The following is a 23,680-nucleotide window of genomic DNA, read 5'->3' as shown; positions in this document are numbered from 1 at the left end:
CTGCCGTGGATGTTCCTCCGGACGGGGGCTTCGTCGCACCGCCGCTCCGGACAACTCCTTGGTAGCAGCGGCATTTTGACCAGGTCAAGAAGGTGCCGCCGCTCGGTGGCCGATTTGTCCGCCGCGCGTGCCTTCGATGGGGCCGCGGAGGACGATCGAGGTAACCGACGCGCAATCAGGGGCGGGTGTCGCGCAACACCGCGGCAACCAGCGGCCCCTACTGTGGCGGCAGGGCGCTGTGAAGCGAGGTGAGCGACGTGGACCTGGACACGATCCGGGAGGTGACGGTGGCGAGGGGGCGGGCCGACCTGGCCGCCCTCGGCGGGGCGACGGGGGTGCTGGCCGGGGGCACCTTCCTGTTCTCGGAGCCGCAGCCGCAGCTGGTGCGGCTCGTCGATATCACCGAGCTGGGCTGGCCCGCGTGCACGACCACCACCGAGGGGCTGGAGATCGCGGCGACCTGCACTCTGGCGCAGTTCGCCGATGCCGCGCCCGGGCGCGAGCTCGGTGGCGACGCGCGGTGGCCGCAATGGCCGGGGACCGCGCTGTTCGCGCAGGCCTGCCGCGCGCTGGTGGCCTCGCACAAGATCTGGCACAGCGCGACGGTCGGCGGGAACGTGTGTCTCGCGCTGCCCGCCGGTGCGGTGCTCGCCGCGCTCGTCGCGCTCGACGGCGTCGCACTGGTGTGGGCGGCCGGGGGTGGCGATCGCCTGATTCCGCTGCGGGAGTTCGTGATCGGTCCCGGCCTGACGGTGCTGCGCCGGGGCGAGGTGCTGCGTTCGATCGCCGTCCCGGAGCGGACACTGCTCGCGCGCACCGCGTTTCGGAAGATCGCGCTCGCGCCGCTCGGACGCTCCGGCGCGCTGGTGATGGGTCGACGCGAGCCCGGCGACCGGTGCGTGCTGACGCTCACCGCGGCGACCACCCGTCCGGTCGTGCTCGACTTCCAGGTCGTGCCGGACGACCGGGCGGTGGCCGAAGCGCTGGACGAGGTGGATCCGGCGCTGTGGTTCGACGATCCGCACGGTGCGCCGGATTGGCGCAGGCACGTCACGGGACTGCTGGCCGCCGAGGTGGCCGCCGAGCTCCGCGCCGAACCCGGTGGGCGGCCATGAAATTCGCGCTGGACGGCCGCATCGTCGACGCCGAACCGAGCCCCGGTCAGTGTCTGCGCACCCTGCTGCGCGAGCTCGGATGCTTCGCCGTGAAGACGGGGTGCGACGCGGGTGACTGCGGCGCGTGCTCGGTGTGGCTGGACGGCGTGACGGTGCACTCCTGCCTCGTCCCCGCCTACCGCGTCGCGGACCGGTCCATCACCACGGCGGCCGGGCTCGGTGATACGGAGCGGTTGCATCCAGTGCAGCGGCGAATCCTCGACGAGGCGGCGTTCCAGTGCGGGTTCTGCACGGCGGGAATGGTGGTCACGGGCGCGGGCTTGGAGTGCGGAACCGAAGCGGGGCCGGACCCGGCCGACCTTCCGGAACTGTTGAAGGGGAACCTGTGCCGCTGCACCGGGTATCGGGCGATTCGCGATGCGCTGACAGGTGACGGGGAACGAACGGACATAAGCCCAGCCGCGTCGATGGGTCCGCCCGAAAAGCCGCGTGTTGGCGAAGGCACGCAAGCGGGAACTGTAGTGCCCGAGCGGCTTCCATCCGGCGGCCGCGTGCGTGCGCCCGCAGGACCCAGGATCGTCACCGGCCGTGAGCCGTTCACTCTCGACGTGCTGTCCGCCGTCGACGACCCCACCGCGCCCCCAACCGCGCCACTGCACATCGCGGTTCTCCCGAGCCCGCACCCGCATGCGCGTATCCGTTCCATCGATACCGCTGCCGCCGAGGCGCTTCCGGGTGTGCGGGCGGTGCTGACCTACGCCGACTCGCCCTCGGTGCCGTTCTCCACGGCCAGGCACGAGTCGCGCGCCGACGACCCGGACGACACGTTCGTCCTCGACCGCACCGTGCGTTTCGTCGGACAGCGCGTGGCCGCCGTGGTCGCGGACAGTATGGAGACTGCTTCGGCGGGCTGCCGCGCCCTGCGGGTCACGTACAAGCTGCTGCCCCCCGTGTTCGATCCGGAGGACGCACTGGCCGAGGACGCGCCGAAACTGCATGCCGACAAACCCGATTCGGCGCGCATCGCCGATCCCGCGCGCAATGTGGTCGCCGAATTGCACGGCGGCGTAGGGGATATCGAGGCGGGACTGGCCGCCGCCGCGCGTGTGGTTCGCGGCACGTGGCATTCCCCCCGCGCGCAACACGTGCACCTCGAAACGCACGGCGGCATCGGGTGGCTGGACGCCGAAGGCAGGCTCGTCGTCCGGTGCAGCACGCAAGTGCCGTTCCTGGTCCGCGACGAGCTGTGCCACGTGTTCGGGCTGGAACGCGATCGGGTGCGGGTCTTCGCCGCCCGAGTCGGCGGCGGGTTCGGCGCCAAACAGGAAATGCTGGTGGAGGACCTCATCGCGCTCGCTGTGCTGCGCACGGGACGTCCGGTGCAGTACGAGTACACCCGCTCCGCCGAGTTCACCGGCGCCACCACCAGGCACCCGATGCGGGTCGCCGTCACCGCGGGCGCGGACGCGGACGGCGTGCTCACCGCCCTGGCCGTCGATGTGCTCTCCGACGCGGGCGCCTACGGGAATCACAGCCCGGGCGTGATGTATCACGGGGTGAGCGAATCGATCGAGGTGTACCGGTGCGCGAACAAACGCGTGGACGCCACGGCGGTCTACACCAACAACATCCCTTCCGGCGCGTTCCGCGGTTACGGGCTCGGTCAGATCATCTACGCCGTCGAATCGGCGTTCGACGAACTGGCCCGAGAGCTCGGGATCGACCCGTTCGATTTCCGCAGGCGCAATGTGGTCGTGCCCGGTGACGCGTTCGTCGGCGCCGCACCGGACCCGGGGGATCTGGTGTTCGGCAGTTACGGACTCGATCAGTGCCTCGACCTCGCGCAACGAGCTCTGGTGCGTGGCAACGGGATAGCGGCGCCCGGCCCGGAGTGGTCGGTGGGCGAGGGGATGGCGTTGGCGATGATCGCGACCATTCCGCCGCGCGGCCACCGCTCCTCGGCCGTCGCGCTGCTCCGCTCCGACGGCTGTTACGAAATCAGGGTAGGCACAACCGAATTCGGTAACGGAACGACGACCGTAATCGCGCAGCTGGCCGCCGCCGCATTGCACACCGATGCGGCGCGCATCGCGATCCGGCAGTCGGACACCGACTGCGTCGACCACGACACCGGCGCGTTCGGGTCGACCGGCATCGTGGTCGCGGGCAAGGCCGCCTATGCCGCCGCGCTCGCGCTGAAGGATCTGCTACTGGCGCGGGCCGCCGAACTCGCGGGCACACCGGTGGGCGACTGCGACCTCGGTCCGGACGGCGTGCGGTGCGGTGATCGACTGATCCCCATGATGAAGCTCGCGGCGGCGGGCGAGCTGGCGGCGCATGGCGAGCACACCGGCATTCCCCGCTCGGTCAGCTTCAACGTGCAGGCCTTCCGGGTCGCCGTCGAGCGGGCTACCGGCCGGGTCCGCGTCCTGCAATCGATCCAGGCCGCCGACGCGGGCGTCGTGCTCAACCCGGTGCAGTGCCGCGGCCAGGTCGAGGGTGGGGTGGCCCAGGCCATCGGTACCGCGCTCTACGAGGACATGCGCTCCGAACACGGCGTGGTGACCACCCGGACGTTGCGGCATTACCACATTCCGCAGCTCGCCGATCTACCCTCGACCGAGGTCTACTTCGCCGACACCGCCGACGAACTCGGGCCGCTCGGCGCGAAATCGATGAGCGAGTCGCCGTACAACCCGGTCGCCCCGGCCATGGCCAACGCCATCCGCGACGCCGTGGGGGTGCGCATGCATCGACTGCCGATGACGGCCGACCGGGTTTGGCGCGCCATGCAGGAGGGAGAGGAACGGTGACCGTGACACGCCTGCCGGAGAACGTCCGGGCCAGGATCGAGGCCATGCTCGACGCCGTCGACGCCGACCTGCGGGCGCGCTACCCGGGGCCGGGGAGCAGGGTGCAACCGATCCACACCGTCTACGTGCCCGCTGACCGGGCGGGCGCGGACACACCGGCGGAGTGGGGCGCCGCGGCCGTCGAGCTGCTGGACGCCCACCGCGAACCGCTCGCCGAGCTCGACACCGCGGCGACCCTGCCCGCGGTACGGGAGCGGCTGCTGCGCGAACCGGTCCAGGATCTGCGGATCGATTTCGAGGACGGCTACGGTTTCCGTTCGGACGAGGAGGAGGACGCCGCCGCCATCGCGGCGGGCGAGATCCTGGCGGGCTGGGCCGCGGGTGGCGACGGTCCAGCGGGATTCGGCATCCGGATCAAAGGACTGGCGGGGATCGAACGCCGCAGGGCCCTGCGCACTCTCGAGCTCGTGCTGGACGCCGCGGGGGGAGTGCCCGAAGGGTTCGTCTTCACCGTGCCGAAGATCCGTGCCGCCGAGCAGGTTTCGGCGCTCGTCGCGCTCTGCGAGGGATTGGAGCGTGGCACGGGGCTCGCCGACGCGACGTTGCGCTTCGAGTTGCAGATCGAAAGCCCGCAGGCGATCGTCGGGTCCGACGGCAGCGTGCCGGTCGCCAAGATGATCAAGCTGTCCGGAAAACGCTGCGCCGGATTGCATTTCGGCACCTACGACTACACCGCGGCGTGCGGGGTGGCCGCCACCGACCAGGCGCTGGATCATCCCGCCGCCGACCACGCCAAGGCCGTCATGCAGGCGGCCGCGGCGCAGACCGGCGTCTGGGTGTGCGACGGTTCCACGCAGATCGTGCCGGACGCCGAACCGGAAGCCGCACTGCGCGAACATCATCGGCTCGTCACCCGGGCACTGCGCCGCGGCTATTACCAGGGCTGGGACATGCACCCGGGACACCTGATCACCCGGTGGATGGCGACCTACGCGTTCTTCCGCGGCGCGATCGACGTCGCGGTGCCACGGCTGCGGGCCTACCTGGCGCGGCACGACACTGCCTCGGGAGTGGTGGACGAACCCGCCACCGCCGAGGCGCTGGCCGCCACCGTGCTGCGCGGGCTGCGTTGTGGCGCACGGTCCGGCGCGGAATTGACCACGGCAGCACCGGAATTGACCGACGAGGTACTACGGGCGCTGGCGGCCCGCGAGTGGATCGGTGATCCAGGCGTGCGGGAGAAGCGATGAACGAGGCCGACGGGCACTTCACGCTCTTGCCCGATCTGGCGGTCCGCCCGCTCGGCGGCGCGGTGATCTGGGCCAACGACGAGTTCTTCGCGGAGAAGGAGAACTTGATCAATCCCGGCGCCCCCGAGTATCGGCCGTCCACCTTCGGGCACAAAGGCCAGATCTACGACGGGTGGGAGACCCGAAGGCACCGTGGCGTGCCCGGCGACGACTCGGCCATCGTGCGGCTCGGTGTGCCGGGGGTGATCCGCGGCGTCGTGGTGGACACCGCGTGGTTTCGGGGCAACTATCCGCCAGCGGTCTCGCTGTCGGCGCTCGAGGTCGGAGGCTATCCCGCCGCCGAAACCCTGGTGGGCCGGAAGGATTGGGTGACCCTGATCGTCCACGCACCGGTCGCCGGAGACACCCGCAATCCGTTCCCCGTGGACAGCGACAAGCGGTGGACCCACGTGCGACTCACCATGCATCCGGACGGCGGTGTGGCGCGGCTGCGCGTGCACGGCGAAGGCCGGCCCGATCCGGCGCTGGTCGGCCTCGGCCCCCTGGACCTGGCGGCGCTGGAGAACGGCGCGCTGGTGCTGGACTGCTCCAATCGCTTCTACAGTTCACCGAACCAGCTGCTCTACCCGGGCTCGGCGCGGTGCATGGGCGACGGATGGGAAACCGCGCGCCGCCGCGACGACGGAAACGACTGGGTGCGTGTCCGTCTGGCGGGGCCGGGTCTGATCCGGCTCGCCGAGATCGACACGTCGTACTTTCTCGGCAACAGCCCCGGCGCGGCGCGGCTCACCGGTCGCACCAACGACGGCACCGAGGTGGAATTGCTGCCCCGCACCGAACTGCTGCCCGACACCAGGCACCGATTCCCGATCACGCCGATGGCGGCCTCGGTCGAGGAGGTGCGCCTCGACATCTATCCCGACGGTGGTCTCGCGCGGCTGCGGTTGTACGGAGAGCTGGGTGCATGAGGGAGCTGGGTGCATGAGGGACTTTGTCGGATACGGGCCGAACCCGCCGGACCCGCGCTGGCCGGATGCGGCGCGTATCGCGGTGCAGTTCGTGCTCAACTACGAGGAGGGCGGGGAGAACAACGTGCTCGACGGCGACCCGCATTCGGAGACCTTCCTCTCGGAAATCACTCCGGCCGAGGCGTTTCCGAATCGCCACATGAGCATGGAGTCGCTCTACGAGTACGGTTCCCGCGCCGGACTGTGGCGGGTGCTCCGGGTGTTCGAGCGCCGCGGACTTCCGCTGACGGTGTTCGCGGTGGCCAGTGCGATGCAACGCAACCCGGAGGCGGTGGCGGCATTCACCGAACTCGGCCACGAGATCGCCTGCCACGGCCTGCGCTGGAAGTCCTACCAGCTCACCGACATCGAGACCGAGCGCGCCCACCTCGCCGAGGCGGTGCGCGTGCACACCGAGCTGACCGGGGCCGCGCCGCGCGGCTGGTACACCGGCCGCGATTCACCGAACACTCGCGAATTGGTCGTCGAGCACGGCGGTTTCGTCTACGACTCCGATTCCTACGCCGACGACCTGCCCTACTGGGTCACCGTGCGCGGCCGCGATCACCTGGTGGTGCCCTACACCCTCGACACCAACGACATGCGCTTCGCCTCCCCGGCAGGCTTCCCCAGCGGCGAGCAGTTCTTCGCCCACCTGCGCGACGCCTTCGATGTGCTGTATCGCGAAGGGGCGGAAGGCAGTCCGAAGATGCTCTCCATCGGCCTGCACTGCCGCCTCGTCGGCCGCCCCGCCCGCACCGCCGCCCTCGAGCGCTTCCTCGACCACGTGCAGTCCAACGACCGCGTGTGGATCACCCGCCGCATCGATATCGCCGACCATTGGCGGACTGTGCACCCACGGGAAGCGAGCTGATCCCCGGGCCACGGAGGAGTGGGTGGTGCTGCACAGCGGCGTCCCTCGCGGCTCCCACCGCCTCGGCCATCCCCACCGGATCGTTCGGGGGCGGGGACGGTCGAGAAGTGGTGATCATCGACAACCAGCTGGAGCTGAGCAACCTGGACTCGTGCTGGGCCAGCGGCTTCCCGCGTGACATCCACTTTCAGAACCGCAGCAAGCGCGACTTCCTGGTGTTCGCGACCAACGACTGCACAGGTGAACCCACCGCGACGGTGGCTCCGGGTGCATCCGTGACGTACTACGGCTGGTCGGCGGTGGCGAGGTAGTCAGCGCTCGGATGCGCAGGTGATCAACGAAGTTGGCTCCGGGCGACGAGAGTTTCGTCCGGAGCTTCCTTTTGTGTGCCCGGCATCGGTGCGGTTCGTAGTGCTGACAGGCACTCTCGCACAGCGATTGCCGGTCGCCGTGGCCGACGATGACGTCTAGCTATGATCATCGTGGGCATTCGTGCGGTGCCACAGGAGGTTTCGACCTGGGTGTAAGTCCCGGGTGGGGGAGGTGGTGCTTCATGGCCGAAAACCTGAACGTCGATCCGGAGCGGGTCCGTACGCACGCGTCGAATGTGGCGAAGCTGGCCGAGCCTCTGGGGCAGGCGTTGGAGGCGGCGAAGGCGGTGTCGGCTCCCACCGAGGCGTTCGGCAAGATCTGTGCGTTTCTGCCGCCGTTGTTCGTGGATTCGGTCGAGTCCGACGGGATCGCGGCGCTGGAGGCCGCCGTGACGGCCGTCGGTGAGGACGCGGGGAAGCTGCGGACGGTGGCCGACGGCTACGAGAGCACCGACAGTTCGAATGCGAGCAACCTGAAGGCGGTCGAGCCGAACGGGTCCACCAAGTGAGTGACGGCCAGTCGAATCCGCTGATCGCGCAGGCCGAGGACTCCACCGAGTGGTATTCGGGCGTCGCGCTTTTCGAGACGGTTTCGGATACCTACAAGGCGATTTCGTCCGGCTCGTGGGTAGAGGCGGGTCTGGGCGTCGTCGGCGTCGGACTCGAGGTCGCCGCCGTGGTGGTCGATCCGCTGGGCACGCTGGCTGGTTTCGGTGTCGGGTGGCTGATCGAGCATGTCGAGCCGTTGCAGGAGGCATTGAACTGGGTCGCCGGTGATCCGGATCAGATCGAGGCGTATGCCAAGACCTGGAGCAATGTTTCGGAGAAGATCAACGAGGCGGCCGAGGCGCACAAGCAGGCGGTCGAGAAGGACATCTCCGAGTGGCAGGGCGCGACAGCGACCGCTTATCGAGCGCGGGCAGCCGAGACCGCCGACGCGCTGGCCGCCGCGACGAAGGCGGCCGAGGCGGCGTCGCAGGCCATTCAGATGGCGGGCGGTGTGGTGGCCGCGGTGCGCATGATGGTGCGCGACATCGTCGCTCAGGCGGTCGGAAGGCTGGCCGTGTGGGCCGCGGAGGCGATCTTCACGCTCGGCGTCGGCACCCCGGTGGTGGCAATGCAGGCAACTGTCTACGTCGCCAAGACGTTGACCACGATTTCCAAGCTGTTCCGCAAGCTCGCCAGCACCATGTCGAAGCTGACCCCGTTGCTACGCAAGCTGAAAGACGCGTTCGCCTCCATCATCAGGAAACTCACGGGGAAGCGCGGCGGTACCCCGACGGGCGCTCGTCCGTCGAAGAAGACGACCAACGACACCGACACGACACCGGCATCGACGGATACGAAACCCGCCAACACCGACACCAAGCCCGCTAGCGCGGAGACGAAGCCCTCCGACACCCCGTCGAAACAGCCTGATTCGCCGAATAATTCGCCCGACAATACGAATCCGGCGGGCACGAATTCGCCGAGCAAGACCGACAATCCCAGCAGCCCGAAGAAGTCGAACGAGGGCGTGGGGGACGAAGCACGGACCAACAATCCGAAGGACACGCAGAAGCCGGAGGATGTCAACAGCTGCGGTGACCCGGTTGACGCCGCGACCGGTGAATTCCTGCTCCCGGAAACCGATGTGGAGTTGCCCGGAGTACTGAACCTCGAACTGCGCCGCAGGCATCGGTCGAGCTACCGGTTCGGACGCTGGTTCGGCCCATCCTGGTCGGCGACCCTGGACATGCGCGTGGTGGTCGATCAGCAGGGCGTGACCTTCGTCGGCGAAGACGGAATGCTCCTCGCCTACCCGCACACCGCGCCCGACATCGCCGTGCTTCCCTCGGGCCGTTCACCGCGCTGGACGATGACCCGCACCGAATCGGGTGGATACCGGGTCTTCGACCCCGATCGCGAAATCACCTGGCACTTCACGCCCGATCCCACCCACAGCGCACTGCCCACTCTGCTCGGCGACTACCCGATCACCGCGATCACCGACCGCCACCACAACGAGGTCCGCTTCCACTACGACATCGACGGCACGCCGACCGAAGTCACCCATTCCGGCGGCTACCGCGTGCGAGTAGACACCGCCGACGGGCGAGTCACGGCGCTTTCGGTGCTCGGTCGCGATGCCTACGGCACCGAGATCACCACTCGTGTTCGCGAATTCGCGTACGAAGCGGGCGAGTTGGTGTCGATCACCAACGGCGTCGGCGCCACGACTCGCTACACCTATGACGACCAGCATCGGATGCTGTCGTGGACGGACTCCAACGACAACCAGATGCACAACGTCTACGACGGTGCCGGACGCGTCATCCGCCAGCACGGCACCAACGGCATCATGTCGGCCGAGTTCGGCTACGACACACTTCCCGACGGGTCTGGCAGCCGCACAACGTTCACGAATTCCCTCGGCGCGGTCACCATCTTCGAATTCGACGACGACCTGCGGTTGCGGGACACGATCGATCCGACAGGAGCCCGCACCCACACCGACTACAACGACGACCGGAAGCCCGTCCGAGTGATCGCCGCCGACGGCGCGATCACTCGTTACGAGTACACCGGTGACGGCGACCTCGCTGCGGTCACTCGCCCGGACGAGGCGACGATCACCGTCGAGTACCAGGTCCGCAACCGGCCTGTCGCGATCACCGGCGCCGATGGGTCCGTCAGGCGCTTCGAATACGACGAACAAGGAAACCTCGCCGCGATCGTCGACAGCGCGGGTGTGCGCACCGTGCATACCCATCACCGATCCGGTGCCGTCGCGTCGATCACCGAATCCACTGACGCGCGAACGGAAATCGAAGTGAATGCGGCCGGGCTGCCGATCACCGTCGTGGACCCGCACGGCGGAATCTCGCGGATCACTCGCGACCATTTCGGCCGGCCCGTCACCGTCATCGACCCCCTGAACGCGATCACCCGCTATCAATGGTCGCCCGAGGGAAAGCTCTTGTGCCGCACGGACTCCGACGGCCACACGGCCACGTGGGAATGGGACGGGGAAGGCAATCTCCGCACCCACATCGATCGTGCAGGCGGGCAGACGCGCTTCACCTACGGCGCGTTCGACCTACTGACCTCGCGCACGGAGCCTGATCAGACTGTCACCCGGTACACGTGGGACACCGAACGTCGAATGGTCGCGGTGGTGAACCCACTCGGCCACACGTGGCGCTAGACCTACGACCCGGCCGGGCGGATCGTCAGCGAAGTCGACTACACCGGCGCGCAGAGCCGATACGACTTCGACGCCGCCGGGCGAGTCTCGGCGATTACCGCTGCCACCGGCGTAACCAGGCGCAACCGCTACGACATCCTCGGGCGGCTGATCGAAGTGCACGCCGAGACCGGCGAATGGGTTCGGTACTCCCACGATGTGGTGGGACGGCCTCTCACCGCGGTATCCGGCGTCGGCAACGACCGCACGCACATCGTCGAATCCACCTACACCGCCGAAGGCCGCCTCGCTTCCCAACGTGTCGACGACCGCCCGGCGATGCACTTCCAGTACGACGACCACGGCCGTCGCATCGGTCGAACGAACCCGTCCGGCTCGACAACCACCTGGGAGCACGACCACACCAGCCGCATCACCGGGCTTACCACCGACGGCCACTCCATCGCCTTCGCCCACGACGCGGCTGGCCGCAGCACCGGCTGGCGTCTCGGTGCGATCACCGTCGACCAGACACTCTCATCGCACGGCTTCGTCACCCAGCAGCAAGTGCACGCGGACCCCGCGCCCGCCCACGATCCCTCGATCCCGCACGCTCCGAGCCTCCTCCGCCGCGACGACTACACCTGGCGCCCAGACGGATACATCGCCACGCACACCACCACCCGCCCGGACACCGTACGCGTCGTTCGTGACTACGCCCTCGACGCGATCGGCCGCGTCACGACGGTCACCGCCAACGGGCGAACCACCGAGCGATACGCCTACGACGCCCTCAGCAACATCACCAGCAGCCAACTGCCCGAGAACATCTCGACCACACCGGATTCGACCGGCGCCACCGCTGTCGCCACCAGAACCGACTTCCCCACCGACAACCGCCGCGAGTACCGCAACAACCTGCTCATCCGCGACGGCCACACCCGCTACCACTACGACGAAGCCGGCCGCCTCATCCGCAAGGAAACCACCCGCCTATCCCGCAAACCCGACATCTGGCACTACCGCTACAACGCTTTCGACCAGCTGACCGATGTGTATACGCCGGACCGGCAGTGGTGGCACTACACCTACGACGCCTTCGGCCGTCGCACCTCCAAACAACACCTCATGAACGACGGCGCGGTCCTCGAGCGCACCGACTACACATGGGACCGGACCCACCTGATCGAACAGATGCACCCACAGGGCGTGCTGCGCTGGAATCACCAGCCGAAAACTCACAGGCCGATCACCCAAACCACTATCGACCGCGAATTCTTCGCCATTATCACGGACCTCGTCGGCACCCCTACCGAACTCGTAGACCCGGCTACCGGGCAGACCGTTGGCTCCGCGACCACCGAACTCTGGGGCGCGACCACCTGGCAAGGCATCGCCTCTACTCCGCTGCGGCTTCCCGGCCAGTACCATGATCCCGAAACCGGCCTCCATTACAATTTTTTCCGAGCATACGACCCGGTGATCGGTCGCTATCTCACCGGCGACCCGCTCGGGCTGGTTCCAGCGCCCAATCCTGAAACTTATCCACACAACCCCTTGGTGTGGTCTGACCCGCTGGGTCTGGTGCCGAATTGTCCGGTCCGGGTCTCTCCGATGGATTCGGACTGGGCAACGAAGGGCGCTCACGTACACATCGGGCGAAACGAGGTTCGAGTCTTTGCCCACCATGACGGGACAGTAGGTGTGGAAGGAATCAGGATGTCACATGGCCTTCCAACGGATACTCAAATGCGTCGCGTGTTAGATGAGATCAATTCAAATGCGGATCTCCGAGCGGATCTGATCTCTAAATCTCGTGCAGCAATGACCGAGATGAATTCCAATAATTGGGGAAACAATAGCAATCGGGCGGTTGAATTGCATTTTCTTGTCAAGGCGCTGGAGCGGATAGGATAGCTATCATGACGACGCGGTTCGCTGAGTACCTGGCCGATGTTGCGTGCACGGGATCCCTGCTCGGGCTCCGAAACGGCGCAACCGTTGCAGATATTGATGGCGCGTTTGGTGACCCGAGCTATGTGGACGATATGGATAAGCGAAGGAAGAATTTCCGTCGCGACTACGGACTGATCGAATTTGGATTCCAATCCGACCCGCTCCTAGGATGGACCTGTTTCAGTGCGATAATTGCGGTCCACAGACTTCGCTGGAATGCGCACGTACCGAGTTCGATAGCAGCTTTGGTAGGCGAGGCTCCGCTCGTAATCTCCTTGAGCGACCTCAAGGAGTCGATAGCTCTTCGAGGGAGTTCGATTCGAAAGATGGATACCGAATTCCATGACTTCAAGTACTATTCGATCCCCTCGTCTCGCGCTCAGGTAATCGTTACTGCAGAGGATATCGACGACATCCTGATTGCTGATTGCGTATGGTCCATCACCCTTTGGTAGGACTCGTCCTCGTTCGCGCCTATGCTGGGCCGAGGATGCTAGCTGTATGAGGCCATGACGTTGGTGGCATGGACTAGGTATACGCAGGACGAATTGGTCGGCATTGCTCCCGATGGACCCGTGGTTTACAGGACCGACCCGGGGCGGTGTCCAAACTGTAAGAATAACACCGTACGTTGGTACTATTATGAATTCACCAACGCCCGACGGCTCGGAGTCTCGCTTATATGGTGTCGAAGCTCCGTCGATGCCACTGGTCCGAAGTAGCGCCTCTATCGGACACCAACAGTATTGTTGATCCGTTGAGCGGTACCGAGCTGCAGGCTACGATTGAACGCAAGCATCCGTTCAGTGATTTCGATTTACTCGATAAGGAATGGGACAAGGGCATTCTGCCCCAGAGGGTAGTTCCCCATTCCTCCAATCGCTGAGGTCTCCATCATCGCTACTGGTGGTCTATGGATGAGAGTGTGCTGAGGCGGCTGGTGGCGATGGCTGTCCTCGCGGGGATCTGCGACACCGAGATACTTGCTGCGATGGATGATCGACTTGCCATTGTTACCGGCCCGTTCGAACAGTCGACATGCTGCACATATATCAGACGACTGCGGCGAACCGAGAGTGGATCCGACCTGCGGCATCGAACCGAGCAGCTCGTGGAGTTGCTGGCGAAATATCCAGAAGAGTTTCTTAACAAGGTCACGGTTTATCCCGAGCGTGGCGGATCTAAGATGTTCCTAGCTGACGAGAGTGAATCCCGAATACTTCTCTGGATGAGAATGTTTGATCATCTACCGCCGTCCGATGAGTCCGGGCTGGCGTGAGAGGCGTTGGGGTGTCTGCCGATTGGTGCGGCGTGACTGATATGGCCGCGAGACGCGATGCCCGCCTCGCCATGCCTCCGGCGTCCCGGATGCGATGTGCGCGCCAGCTATCTCGTCTCGTCATCGTGCGCAGAGCAGCCGAAGCTTCGGAAATATCCGTCCGACTGGCATTTTCGACGTCGCCGCTGCGAGCAACTACGCCGCCGAAGCGCCGCTCGCCAGTACCGCGACGTGAATATGAGCAACGTGCAGTCGCTCGAGGTATTCGGTCCGCATCTGTGACCCGGGCCGCGGTACCGCCACGATCTATGCCGCCGGTGCGCGAAGGATTGCATCGCACCCTCGATTCGAGCGCACCTTCCTGGCCTCGACCCCGAGTTGGACCACCGCGCCGCATCCGATGCGCAAGGGCACCGGCTGACCTGCGGAGATTTTGAGGATGTATACTTAGTGGAAATATACTTCCTCAAATTGGGGCGGAGGTTCTGGGCATCGAGAAGCCAGCCGACATGTTCGACCGCGAGCGCGAGTGGCGGGCCTTGGCGCGGTTCGTCACGAGCGGGCAGCCGCATGCCACGCTGGGAGTGGTGTCGGGGCGGCGCAGGCAGGGGAAGACCTTCCTGCTGGAGGCGGTCTGCGAGGCAACGGGAGGGTTCTACTTCGCGGCGGACCAGGCCACCGAGGCTGAGTCACTGCGGTACTTCGCGGCGGCGGTCGCGGAGTTCAGTGGTTCGGGTCTGCCCATTCGGTTCGATGACTGGCGCCAGGCTGTCGATGCGCTCTTGACGGTGACGGAAGGCCGCGAGGTTCCGGTTGTCATCGACGAGTTTCCCTACCTTGTGAAGGCCAGTCCCGAGTTGCCGTCGATCATTCAATCGGCGTTGGCGCCGCGCAGGCCGGAGCGATTGCGGTCGCGTGCCCGCCTGCTGTTGTGTGGTTCGGCGATGTCGTTCATGGGTTCGCTGCTGGCGGGTGGCGCGCCGCTGCGGGGCCGAGCGGGACTCGAGTTGATCGTCCCTACCCTGGACTATCGGCTCGCCGCCGACTTCTGGGGTATCAGTGATCCACGGTTGGCGATCCAGGTGCACGCGATCGTCGGCGGAACTCCGGCTTATCGGCGAGAGTTCGTCGAAGGGGACGCACCCGTGAATCTAGACGACTTCGACGACTGGGTGCTGCGAACAGTTCTCAACCCTTCGAGCCCGCTCTTTCGCGAAGCACGGTATCTGCTCAGCGAGGAACCCGGATTGCGCGATCCCGGCCTGTACCACTCGGTGTTGGCAGCTGTCGCGCAGGGCAACGCGACCAGCGGTGGGATCGCGTCGTATGTGGGACGCAAAGCCAGCGACATCACTCATCCACTGACGGTGCTCGAAGACTGCGGCTTGTTGCGCCGAGAGCGCGACGCGTTCCGTGGGAACCGCATGCTCTATCAGATCAATGAACCGCTGGTGGCCTTCTACCACGCGATCCAGCGCCCTGACTGGACGGAGTGGGAACATGGACGCCGGTCGGAGCGACTGTGGGAGCGTCGGCGCCACCGCTTCGAAAGTAACGTGCTGGGGCCGCATTTCGAGGAGATCTGCCGCGCCTGGGTTGCGGGCTACGCGCCCGATGACTTCTTCGGCGGGCACGTCACCCGGGTGGCGAGCGGGATGGTCAACGAACCCGCGCAAAAGACCACGCACGAAGTCGATATCGCGGTCTTCGGTGAACTTTCCGACGGTCGCGAAGCGCTGCTGTCCATCGGCGAGGCCAAATGGAACGACAGGATGGGCCTCGGTCATCTGGATCGGTTGCGGCGGATCCGGGACCTGCTCTCGGACAAGTTCGACACGAGCCGAACGCGATTGGCTTGCTACAGCGGTGTGGGTTTCATGCCCGCGCTGATCGACACAGCTGCGGCGGAGGATGTGGTCCTGGTCGACTCGGACATGCTTTACGCCGCTTAGCCTTCCGCCTGCCCGTCGACTTCGATCCTGCGCGTCACGATGCCAGGGGCTCGGTCTCGAGCGGGAATCAGCCGATCACCTGTGACGGGCGTGTACTTAGTGGAAGTGTACTTCCTCGAATTGCGGTCGGCGCTGCGGAAGAAGTGCTGACGGCCGATCGGCGCGCGAAACAGGTCGGCGCCGGTCAGGCGAAGATGTCGTCGAGTGTGGTTGCGGTGAGGACGCGGGTGGTCCAGGTGCGCACTTCGGCCGGGTCTGCGGTGTGGATCGCATCCGTGATCCCGGCCGGGATTGTTCCGAATTTGATCGTCAGCAGCTCGACCAGCGCGTTCACGCGGCCTTTGGCTTCGCCTCTGGCTTCGCCTTCGGCGCGGAGCCGTTCGGCGGTGGTCATGATGGCCTCCTTGGCTCGGGGACCGAGTCGATCGATGAGTGGATCCAGATCGGTTTCCTGGGTGTCGCCGACAATAAGTATGTACGTCACGACGCATCGAAGTTCCTCCATGCCGCTGGGACCGGCCAGGATGGCCCGCAGATCCTCGGTCAACGGCAGCATGTCGACGCCGAGGCGGGTATTGCAAAGTGCGAGACCCCGTTCAGAAGAACAGGTTTCGCACGAAGGGGACGGAGTCGGGGAGGGAGGCGTTCACCGCTCCACTGTGATCCTGCTGGTAGGTGCGCAGGGTGACCGGCTGCCCGCCTGTTTGCAGGGTGGCGGCGAAGGCGAGGGTGGCGGGGGTGATGACGTCGGTGTCGCGCAGGCCCTGGCCGAGGAAGAGCGGGCGGTCGTAGCCGGATTGGGGCAGGCCCATGGTCCTGGTCAGGACGCCGCGGAGGTCGGGGATCTGGGCGAGCGGGCGGGCGAACAGGTCGCCGAGGACCACTTCGGCGGCGGCGAGCTCTTCGCCGAACGGGTTGATGCAGGCGGTGCGGGCGCGGGTGAGCCAGTCTCGGCCCGCGTCGGTCAGGTAGGAGTCGATGTCGAGTTCGGGGTATGTGGTGCGCAGTCCGTTGAGGATGTACAGGACGTAGGCGGTGGTGTGCGGGCCCAGCTCTATCGGCGGCATGCCGGGGCCGAGCGGCAGCAGGATGTCCTCGATGTAGGCGGGGACGCCGGTGCCGACGGCGCCGCGGTAGTCGAGTTCGGGTCCGCCGAACTCGGTGGCGTAGCGCGCGGTGAAGACTGCCGCGCCGCCGCCCTGCGACTGGCCGACCACGACCCACTTCTTCGCCAGCGACGGGTACTGCCGCGTCGCGGCCTTCACCGCGTCCACCACGTTGTGCGCCTCGACGGTGCCGTTGAGGTAGGGGTGCTCGCCCGGGGTGCCGAGCCCGGCGTAGTCGGCGGCGACCACGGCGTAGCCCTGCTTCAGCCAGGTGCCCAGGTAGGCCCAGTCGCGTTCGCGGGCGCCGGGGCCGGCGATGCTGTAGGCGCAGTCGTCGCCGAGGCCGACCGTGCCGTGCGCCCATGCGATCACCGGCCAGCCGCCCTCGGGTGGCGTTCCGGCCGGGAAGTAGACGGCCGCGCTCGCGGTGGTCGGCGCGTCGCCGGCGGTCGTGGAGCGATAGAGCAGGCGGGCCGCGTCCGCCGCGTCGGGCGGCGTCGCGACCGCGGCGAGCGGGGCGACCGACTCGACCGTGCCCGCGGCGGGCTCGGCGCTCGCGGTGGAGGGGGACAGCAGGGCGGTCGCGCAGGCCGTGACGGCCGCGGCGAGGCACAGTTTCCGCATGGGGCTCCTGTTCGATGGCGTCGCGTGGATGCTCCGACTGGAGTTGGACGCTTGATCGAGATTGATTCTCGGTTCAAGTCTGCCGTATCCGCTCGCGCGATTCGCGGCGAAGGGTGTCCGGGCCCACACCGAGGGCGGCCGCCCCACCCTGTGAATCCACTCACAGACCGGAATGCTCCGGCGTGTTGCCGCGGGGGTGGCCGGAGATCACAAACAGTACGAGCGTTACGCTAAAACCCCACGTCAGAGCTACCTGCGGGTAGGTTCATTACTTGCAATTCGCCCGCAAACTTTGCAAAGTTAGCACTCACCGGGCGAAACCTAGCTGAGATTCACATTAGCAACAGGTAGACGGCTATTTCGTGGTGTGCCATCGTGTGGAAGTACACCCCATGGGCCTAGCAAGCCTGCAAATCGTCGCTCCAGCAGTCCGAGTGGAATCTCGGCGAGCGGCACCGACCGACCAAAGAAGAAGTGGAGTCAGAGATGTCGACCACCGGCACCCCGAAGACCGCTGCGGAAATCCAGCAGGATTGGGACACCAACCCGCGCTGGAAGGGCATCACCCGTAACTACACCGCGGACCAGGTGGTGAAGCTCCAGGGTTCCGTCGTCGAGGAGCACACGCTCGCTCGCCGCGGCTCGGAGATCCTGTGGGATCTCGTGAACAACGAGGACTACATCAACTCCCTCGGTGCCCTCACCGGCAACCAGGCGGTCCAGCAGGTCCGCGCCGGCCTGAAGGCCATCTACCTGTCGGGTTGGCAGGTCGCCGGTGACGCGAACCTGTCCGGCCACACCTACCCGGACCAGTCGCTGTACCCGGCCAACTCGGTGCCGCAGGTCGTGCGCCGCATCAACAACGCGCTGCTGCGCGCCGACGAGATCGCCAAGGTCGAGGGTGACACCTCCGTCGCCAACTGGCTGGCTCCGATCGTCGCCGACGGCGAGGCCGGCTTCGGTGGCGCGCTCAACGTCTACGAGCTGCAGAAGGCCATGATCGCGGCCGGTGTCGCCGGTTCGCACTGGGAGGACCAGCTGGCCTCCGAGAAGAAGTGTGGCCACCTGGGCGGCAAGGTGCTGATCCCCACCCAGCAGCACATCCGCACCCTGACCTCCGCGCGCCTGGCTGCCGACGTCGCCGGCGTGCCGACCGTGGTCATCGCCCGCACCGACGCCGAGGCCGCCACCCTCATCACCTCCGATGTGGACGAGCGCGACCGTGAGTTCCTGGACGGCACCCGTACCGCCGAGGGCTTCTTCGGTGTGAAGAACGGCATCGAGCCCTGCATCGCGCGTGCCAAGGCCTACGCCCCGTACTCCGACCTCATCTGGATGGAGACCGGTGTGCCGGACCTCGAGGTCGCGCGCAAGTTCGCCGAGGCCGTCCGTGGCGAGTTCCCGGACCAGCTGCTGGCCTACAACTGCTCGCCGTCCTTCAACTGGAAGGCGCACCTGGACGACGCGACCATCGCGAAGTTCCAGAAGGAGCTCGGCGCGATGGGCTTCAAGTTCCAGTTCATCACCCTGGCCGGCTTCCACTCGCTGAACTACGGCATGTTCGACCTGGCCCACGGCTACGCTCGCGAGGGCATGACCGCCTTCGTCGACCTGCAGGAGCGCGAGTTCAAGGCTGCCGCCGAGCGTGGCTTCACCGCCATCAAGCACCAGCGTGAGGTCGGTGCCGGCTACTTCGACACCATCGCCACCACCGTGGACCCGAACACCTCCACCGCGGCGCTCAAGGGCTCCACCGAAGAGGGTCAGTTCCACTGAGTTGACCAGCCCGCAGTGATGCAGGCCGACAACCCTCTACTCCAGTAGGGGTGTACCGCCCTCCCCGCCGAACAGCCCCGGCGGGGAGGGCATCCCTATACCTTGGACCAAAACCCAAGCCATCCCAGACCCAAGCCATCCCAGCCACACCAGACCAGCAGGAGCGGGACGTGAGCAGCGAGAAGATTCAGCGTGTCGGCGTCATCGGCGCCGGACAGATGGGTGCCGGAATCGCGGAGGTGTGCGCCAGGGCGCACGTCGACGTGCTCGTCTACGAACAGACTCGGGAACTAGCGGCTGCCGGTCGCGCTCGCATCCTGCGCTCGCTGGACCGTGGGGTGAGCAGCGGCAAGATCACCGAGCGTGAGCGTGAGCAGGCCGCATGGCGCCTGCGCTTCACCTCCGACCTCGGCGACTTCGCCGACCGTCAGCTGGTCGTCGAGGCCGTGCTGGAGAGCGAAGAGGTCAAGACCTCGATCTTCGCCGAGCTCGACAAGGTCGTCACCGACCCGAGCGCGGTGCTCGCCTCCAACACCTCCTCCATCCCGATCATGAAGATCGCCGTCGCGACCGCCAACCCCGAGCGCGTCCTCGGCATGCACTTCTTCAACCCGGTGCCGGTGCTGCCGCTCGTGGAGCTGGTCACCACGCTGAAGACCAGCGCGTCGGTCTCCGAGCGCGCCGAGGCTTTCGCCGGTGACGTGCTCGGCAAGCAGGTCGTCCGCTCGGCCGACCGCTCCGGCTTCGTCGTCAACGCGCTGCTGGTGCCGTACCTGCTGTCCGCCATCCGCATGGTCGAATCCGGTTTCGCGACCAAGGACGACGTCGACAAGGCCATGGTGCTCGGCTGCGCCCACCCGATGGGCCCGCTCGCGCTGACCGACCTGGTCGGCCTCGACACCGTCAAGTCCATCGCCGACTCGATGTACGCCGAGTTCAAGGAGCCGCTGTACTCCGCGCCGCCGCTGCTGATGCGGATGGTCGAGGCGGGGCTGCTCGGCAAGAAGACCGGCGCGGGCTTTTACCAGTACAACAACCGCTGAGTTTTTGGCGCGCTGGCGCTGAGTTCGCAAGTGCGATGATCCAGAGCGGGTACGCGAGCTGTGTCTGTTGGCGCGCTGGCGCGCGCGTGTTCGCGGCCCCCTGGTGTCTCGCGTCCGAGCGGTCGCGTCTCGCGCCTGCGGCGCATGCGTCGCGACCGCTCGGACGCGAGACGGGCCGCGAACGGGCTCGTAAGACTCGCCCTAGGGGTGGCTGGGAGTGCGTGGATGGTGCGATCGGTCGGAGGTCGTGCCAGCCCGAGTCTGACGGCCTGAGACTCTCCCCTGAGGTGGCCGGGTGTGTTGTGGATGTGCGGTCGATCAATGGTCGGGCCGAATGAGGTGAGGCGCCGCCACCAGCGCTTCGCAGTGACAGCAGTAGTAATCGGCATAGGCTGCAAGGATGCCGGGCCGTTGGCACGGCTCGGCCGGACACCGGAAAGCGCAGTGTTGTGCGTCGTCCGCCGTGCGGAGCGGATATCGCGCAGGTGATCGAAAGGGAGTTGCCGCGCATGGTCAACGTCACGGATGGCTACGGGTCGAGCATTCTGGGGTATCCCAGGATCGGACCGCACCGGGAACTCAAGCGGGCGCTGGAGTCCTACTGGCGGGGCTCGCTCTCGCGTGAGGAACTGCTCGAGGTCGGTCGCGACATCCAGGAACAGCAGTTCAGCGAGCTGGCCGCCACCGGGCTCACCCAGGTGCCGGGCAACACCTTCTCCTTCTACGACCACGTGCTGGACAACGCGCTGATGTTCGGCGCGGTGCCGAAGCGGTTCCAGCCCTACCAGGACGTGATGGAGCCGCTGGACTTCTACTTCCTGATGGCGCGCGGGCGGCCCGACCTGCCGCCGCTGGAGCTGGTGCGCTACATCGGCACCAACTACCACTACCGCCAGCCCGAACTCGACGCCGAGACCGATTTCTCGCTGCATCCCGAAGCTCTGCTCGATGAGTTCGACCGGGCCAAGGAGCGCGGCATCGAGCTACGTCCGGTCATGCTGGGCCCGCTCTCGCTGCTGCTGCTCTCCAAGGCGGGGCAGGTGCCCGGCGAGGCCGAGTTCGACACGCTGACCCTGCTCGACAAGCTGCTCCCGGTCTACGAGGAGCTGTTCGAGATCCTCGCCAAGCGCGGCGCCACCTGCGTCCAGCTGGACGAGCCCGCGTTCACCAGCGAGCGCAGCGAGGCCGAGCTGGCCGCGTTCGAGCTGGCCTACCAGCGGCTGTCCAAGGCGCCGCTGCGGCCACGCATGCTCGTCACCGGTCAGTACGGCGATTTCGGACCGGCGCTGGCCATCCTCGCCGCGTCCAATGTCGAGGCCATCGGTCTGGACCTGGCCAGCCACCGCATCCGCCCCGAGGATCTCGCCGAGGTGCCCGGCATCCGCCGCAAGCGGCTGTACGCGGGCGTGATCAGCGGCCGCAACGTGTGGCGCGCCGACCGTTTCGTGACGCTGGAGTACCTCAACGAACTGGCCAAGGTGTGCCCGGATCTGGTGGTCTCCACCGGAAGCACGCTGCTGCACGTGCCCTACGACCTGCTCGTCGAATACGACATCGAGGGCAACGTCGCCGATCGCCTCGCCTTCGCGAAACAAAAGGTGGGCGAGGTGGTTTCGCTCGCCAAGGCGCTCACCGAGGGTCCCTCGGAGAAGTGGCGCAAGCGGCCGACGGAAGTGCACTTCAAGCAGAAGCACGCGGTGCGCCAACGGGTTTACGCGATCACGCCGCAGATGCGCGAGCGCGAGCCCTACGAGCAGCGCCGAATCGCCCAGCAGGCCAAGCTGAACCTGCCTCCGGTGCCCGCCACCACGCTCGGCTCGTTCCCGCAGACCGACCGAATTCGCCAGGCCCGGTACGAACTCGGCGAGGGACGGCTGTCCTACGACGAGTACCGCAAGCGGATCGAGGCCGAGATCGAGGCCACCATCCGTCTGCAGGAGGACATCGGCCTCGACGTGCTGGTGCACGGCGAGCACGAGCGCAACGACATGATCCAGTACTTCGCCGAGCTGCTCGACGGCTTCGCGACCACCCACTTCGGCTGGGTGCAGGTGTACGGATCCCGTTGTGTGCGACCGCCGATCATCTACGGCGACGTCTCGCGCCCGGCGCCGATGTCGGTGGAGTGGATCACCTACGCCCAGTCGCTCACCGACCGGCCGGTCAAGGGCATGGTGACCGGCCCGGTCACCATGATCGCGCGTTCGTTCGTGCGGCAAGACCAGCCGCTGCACGAGACCGCCGACCAGGTGGCGCTGGCGATCCGTGACGAGGTGGTGGATCTGGAAAAGGCGGGCATCGCCATCATCCAGGTGGACGAGCCCGCGATCAGGGAGATGCTGCCGCTGCGCGACGTCGGCCGCGCGGAGTACCTGCGCTGGGCGGTCGGCGCGTTCCGGCTGGCCACCTCTGGTGTGCGGCCGGAGACCCAGATCCACACGCACATCGGCTATTCCGGTCGCGCCGAGGTCGTGGAGGCGATCGATCAGCTCGACGCCGACGTCACCGCGATCGTCGCCACTCGCTCCATCGAATGGGTGCTCAAGGCGCTCAAGGAGGACTGCGCGTCGGGCCACGGCCTGAGCCACGGTGTCGGTCCCGGTGTGTACGAAAGCCGTTCGGCCCGTATCCCGGACATCGACGAGCTCGACGAACTGCTCACGGCAGCGGCCGAGGCTGTCACCCCGGAACGGCTGTGGGCCAATCCGGACGGCGGACTCAAGACCCGGCACTATTGGCAGCTCGAGCCCTCGCTGCGCAATCTGGTCGCCGCCGCGCGGCGCATCCGGCGTCGCATGCCGACGGCCGAATAGTCAGCCGAAACGGGCCGCTTTTCCGTCACGAAATGGAAACGCGGCCCGTTGTTTTTCACGCCTCTGCGGCGGGGACCTCAACTCGCTACGGTGTGTACCTCAGCCGAGTGGGTCGGCAATTGCTCTCGCTGCCAAGGGAGTGGCGCCAGCGCGGCGGAGCCGCACGCAGGCACCGTGATCAGTAGTAGTAGTAGTTACCGTAGGAGTCGTAATTCTCGGTCGATGAGCCGGGAGTGAGGTTGGTCTGGCCGCCCGGGGTGAGGTCGGTCTGGCCGCCGGGGGTCAGATCGACCTGCCCTCCGCACACCAGGTTGGGCCAGGTACAGGTCGCCAGATTGGCGTCCTGACCAGCCTGGGCCACGCCTGCCGTCAGCAGGCCCGCGCCCAGTAGGGCGGGCGCCGCGGCGATAGCCATGGCGCGGGCGAACCGGTGGGTGCGGCGGGTCGAGCGCTGGTTCGAGGTCATACGAGGGTGCTCCTTCGTGTCGGTGTGGCGGGGCGGTCCCGCTGTCGTGATGACGCCGTCCAGACTGCT

19 protein-coding genes are annotated in these 23,680 nt (G+C 66.7%); 16 read left to right on the top strand and 3 right to left on the bottom strand.

Annotated elements, in window-relative coordinates:
- The first annotated feature begins 257 nt into the window (after window positions 1-257).
- From AC3EO7_RS14750 to AC3EO7_RS14690, 13 genes are all read left to right on the top strand, one after another.
- Window positions 258-1,115 carry an FAD binding domain-containing protein gene (locus AC3EO7_RS14750; protein ID WP_431971298.1) on the top strand — a complete coding sequence of 286 codons (858 nt, stop codon included), beginning with the start codon at window positions 258-260 and terminating at the stop codon, window positions 1,113-1,115.
- Window positions 1,112-3,928, top strand: a complete 2,817-nt coding sequence (locus AC3EO7_RS14745; RefSeq protein WP_435591475.1) for a molybdopterin-dependent oxidoreductase — start codon at window positions 1,112-1,114, stop codon at window positions 3,926-3,928. The genes AC3EO7_RS14750 and AC3EO7_RS14745 overlap by 4 nt, the downstream gene beginning before the upstream one ends.
- Complete coding sequence (locus tag AC3EO7_RS14740; RefSeq protein ID WP_435591474.1) at window positions 3,925-5,178, top strand: DUF6986 family protein; 1,254 nt, start codon at window positions 3,925-3,927, stop codon at window positions 5,176-5,178. The genes AC3EO7_RS14745 and AC3EO7_RS14740 overlap by 4 nt, the downstream gene beginning before the upstream one ends.
- Window positions 5,175-6,146: an allantoicase gene (gene alc / locus AC3EO7_RS14735; RefSeq protein ID WP_435591473.1), complete on the top strand. Its 972-nt coding sequence runs from the start codon at window positions 5,175-5,177 to the stop codon at window positions 6,144-6,146. The genes AC3EO7_RS14740 and alc overlap by 4 nt, the downstream gene beginning before the upstream one ends.
- A 13-nt stretch (window positions 6,147-6,159) precedes the next feature.
- Window positions 6,160-7,059 carry an allantoinase PuuE gene (puuE, locus tag AC3EO7_RS14730; protein WP_431971302.1) on the top strand — a complete coding sequence of 300 codons (900 nt, stop codon included), beginning with the start codon at window positions 6,160-6,162 and terminating at the stop codon, window positions 7,057-7,059.
- A gap of 107 nt (window positions 7,060-7,166) precedes the next feature.
- Complete coding sequence (locus AC3EO7_RS14725) at window positions 7,167-7,370, top strand: hypothetical protein (protein WP_435591472.1); 204 nt, start codon at window positions 7,167-7,169, stop codon at window positions 7,368-7,370.
- A 242-nt stretch (window positions 7,371-7,612) separates the two neighbouring features.
- The gene (locus AC3EO7_RS14720) at window positions 7,613-7,939 is read left to right on the top strand and encodes a type VII secretion target (RefSeq protein ID WP_431971304.1); all 327 of its coding nucleotides are present in this window, start codon (window positions 7,613-7,615) and stop codon (window positions 7,937-7,939) included.
- Window positions 7,936-10,617, top strand: a complete 2,682-nt coding sequence (locus AC3EO7_RS14715; RefSeq protein ID WP_435591471.1) for a DUF6531 domain-containing protein — start codon at window positions 7,936-7,938, stop codon at window positions 10,615-10,617. Before AC3EO7_RS14720 ends, AC3EO7_RS14715 begins: the two co-directional genes overlap by 4 nt.
- 156 nt (window positions 10,618-10,773) lie before the next feature.
- Window positions 10,774-12,513, top strand: a complete 1,740-nt coding sequence (locus AC3EO7_RS14710; RefSeq protein WP_435591470.1) for an RHS repeat-associated core domain-containing protein — start codon at window positions 10,774-10,776, stop codon at window positions 12,511-12,513.
- Between the two features lie 5 nt (window positions 12,514-12,518).
- Window positions 12,519-13,007 (top strand): hypothetical protein, encoded by a 489-nt coding sequence (locus tag AC3EO7_RS14705; RefSeq protein ID WP_431971306.1) that lies wholly within the window; start codon window positions 12,519-12,521, stop codon window positions 13,005-13,007.
- 302 nt (window positions 13,008-13,309) lie between these two features.
- Entirely contained in the window at window positions 13,310-13,438 is a 129-nt protein-coding gene (locus AC3EO7_RS14700; protein ID WP_435591469.1) for a hypothetical protein, read from the top strand.
- 39 nt (window positions 13,439-13,477) lie between these two features.
- Window positions 13,478-13,831 (top strand): hypothetical protein, encoded by a 354-nt coding sequence (locus tag AC3EO7_RS14695; protein WP_435591468.1) that lies wholly within the window; start codon window positions 13,478-13,480, stop codon window positions 13,829-13,831.
- 509 nt (window positions 13,832-14,340) lie between these two features.
- Window positions 14,341-15,783: an AAA family ATPase gene (locus AC3EO7_RS14690; RefSeq protein ID WP_431971308.1), complete on the top strand. Its 1,443-nt coding sequence runs from the start codon at window positions 14,341-14,343 to the stop codon at window positions 15,781-15,783.
- A 184-nt stretch (window positions 15,784-15,967) separates the two neighbouring features.
- On the opposite strand, the gene AC3EO7_RS14685 is transcribed toward AC3EO7_RS14690, so the two are convergent.
- Window positions 15,968-16,177 carry a hypothetical protein gene (locus AC3EO7_RS14685; RefSeq protein WP_435591467.1) on the bottom strand — a complete coding sequence of 70 codons (210 nt, stop codon included), beginning with the start codon at window positions 16,175-16,177 and terminating at the stop codon, window positions 15,968-15,970.
- A gap of 202 nt (window positions 16,178-16,379) precedes the next feature.
- Window positions 16,380-17,513 carry an alpha/beta hydrolase gene (locus AC3EO7_RS14680; protein WP_435591466.1) on the bottom strand — a complete coding sequence of 378 codons (1,134 nt, stop codon included), beginning with the start codon at window positions 17,511-17,513 and terminating at the stop codon, window positions 16,380-16,382.
- A gap of 486 nt (window positions 17,514-17,999) precedes the next feature.
- On the opposite strand from AC3EO7_RS14680, the gene aceA reads away from it, so the two are divergent.
- The 3 genes from aceA (at window position 18,000) to metE (ending at window position 23,145) form a co-directional block, all read left to right on the top strand.
- On the top strand, window positions 18,000-19,289 hold the full coding sequence (gene aceA, locus AC3EO7_RS14675; protein WP_431971311.1) for an isocitrate lyase: 1,290 nt from the start codon (window positions 18,000-18,002) through the stop codon (window positions 19,287-19,289).
- Between the two features lie 170 nt (window positions 19,290-19,459).
- Entirely contained in the window at window positions 19,460-20,332 is an 873-nt protein-coding gene (locus AC3EO7_RS14670; RefSeq protein ID WP_431971312.1) for a 3-hydroxybutyryl-CoA dehydrogenase, read from the top strand.
- Between the two features lie 509 nt (window positions 20,333-20,841).
- Complete coding sequence (gene metE, locus AC3EO7_RS14665) at window positions 20,842-23,145, top strand: 5-methyltetrahydropteroyltriglutamate--homocysteine S-methyltransferase (RefSeq protein ID WP_431967041.1); 2,304 nt, start codon at window positions 20,842-20,844, stop codon at window positions 23,143-23,145.
- A 178-nt stretch (window positions 23,146-23,323) separates the two neighbouring features.
- Here the strand turns inward: metE and AC3EO7_RS14660 are convergent, their stop codons facing one another.
- The gene (locus AC3EO7_RS14660) at window positions 23,324-23,611 is read right to left on the bottom strand and encodes a hypothetical protein (RefSeq protein WP_431967039.1); all 288 of its coding nucleotides are present in this window, start codon (window positions 23,609-23,611) and stop codon (window positions 23,324-23,326) included.
- Between the last annotated feature and the right edge of the window lie 69 nt (window positions 23,612-23,680).

The sequence above is a fragment of the Nocardia sp. bgisy118 genome, assembly GCF_057708605.1.
The sequence above is the reverse complement of the archived record's forward strand: the minus strand, read 5'-3'. Positions and strand labels throughout refer to the sequence as shown.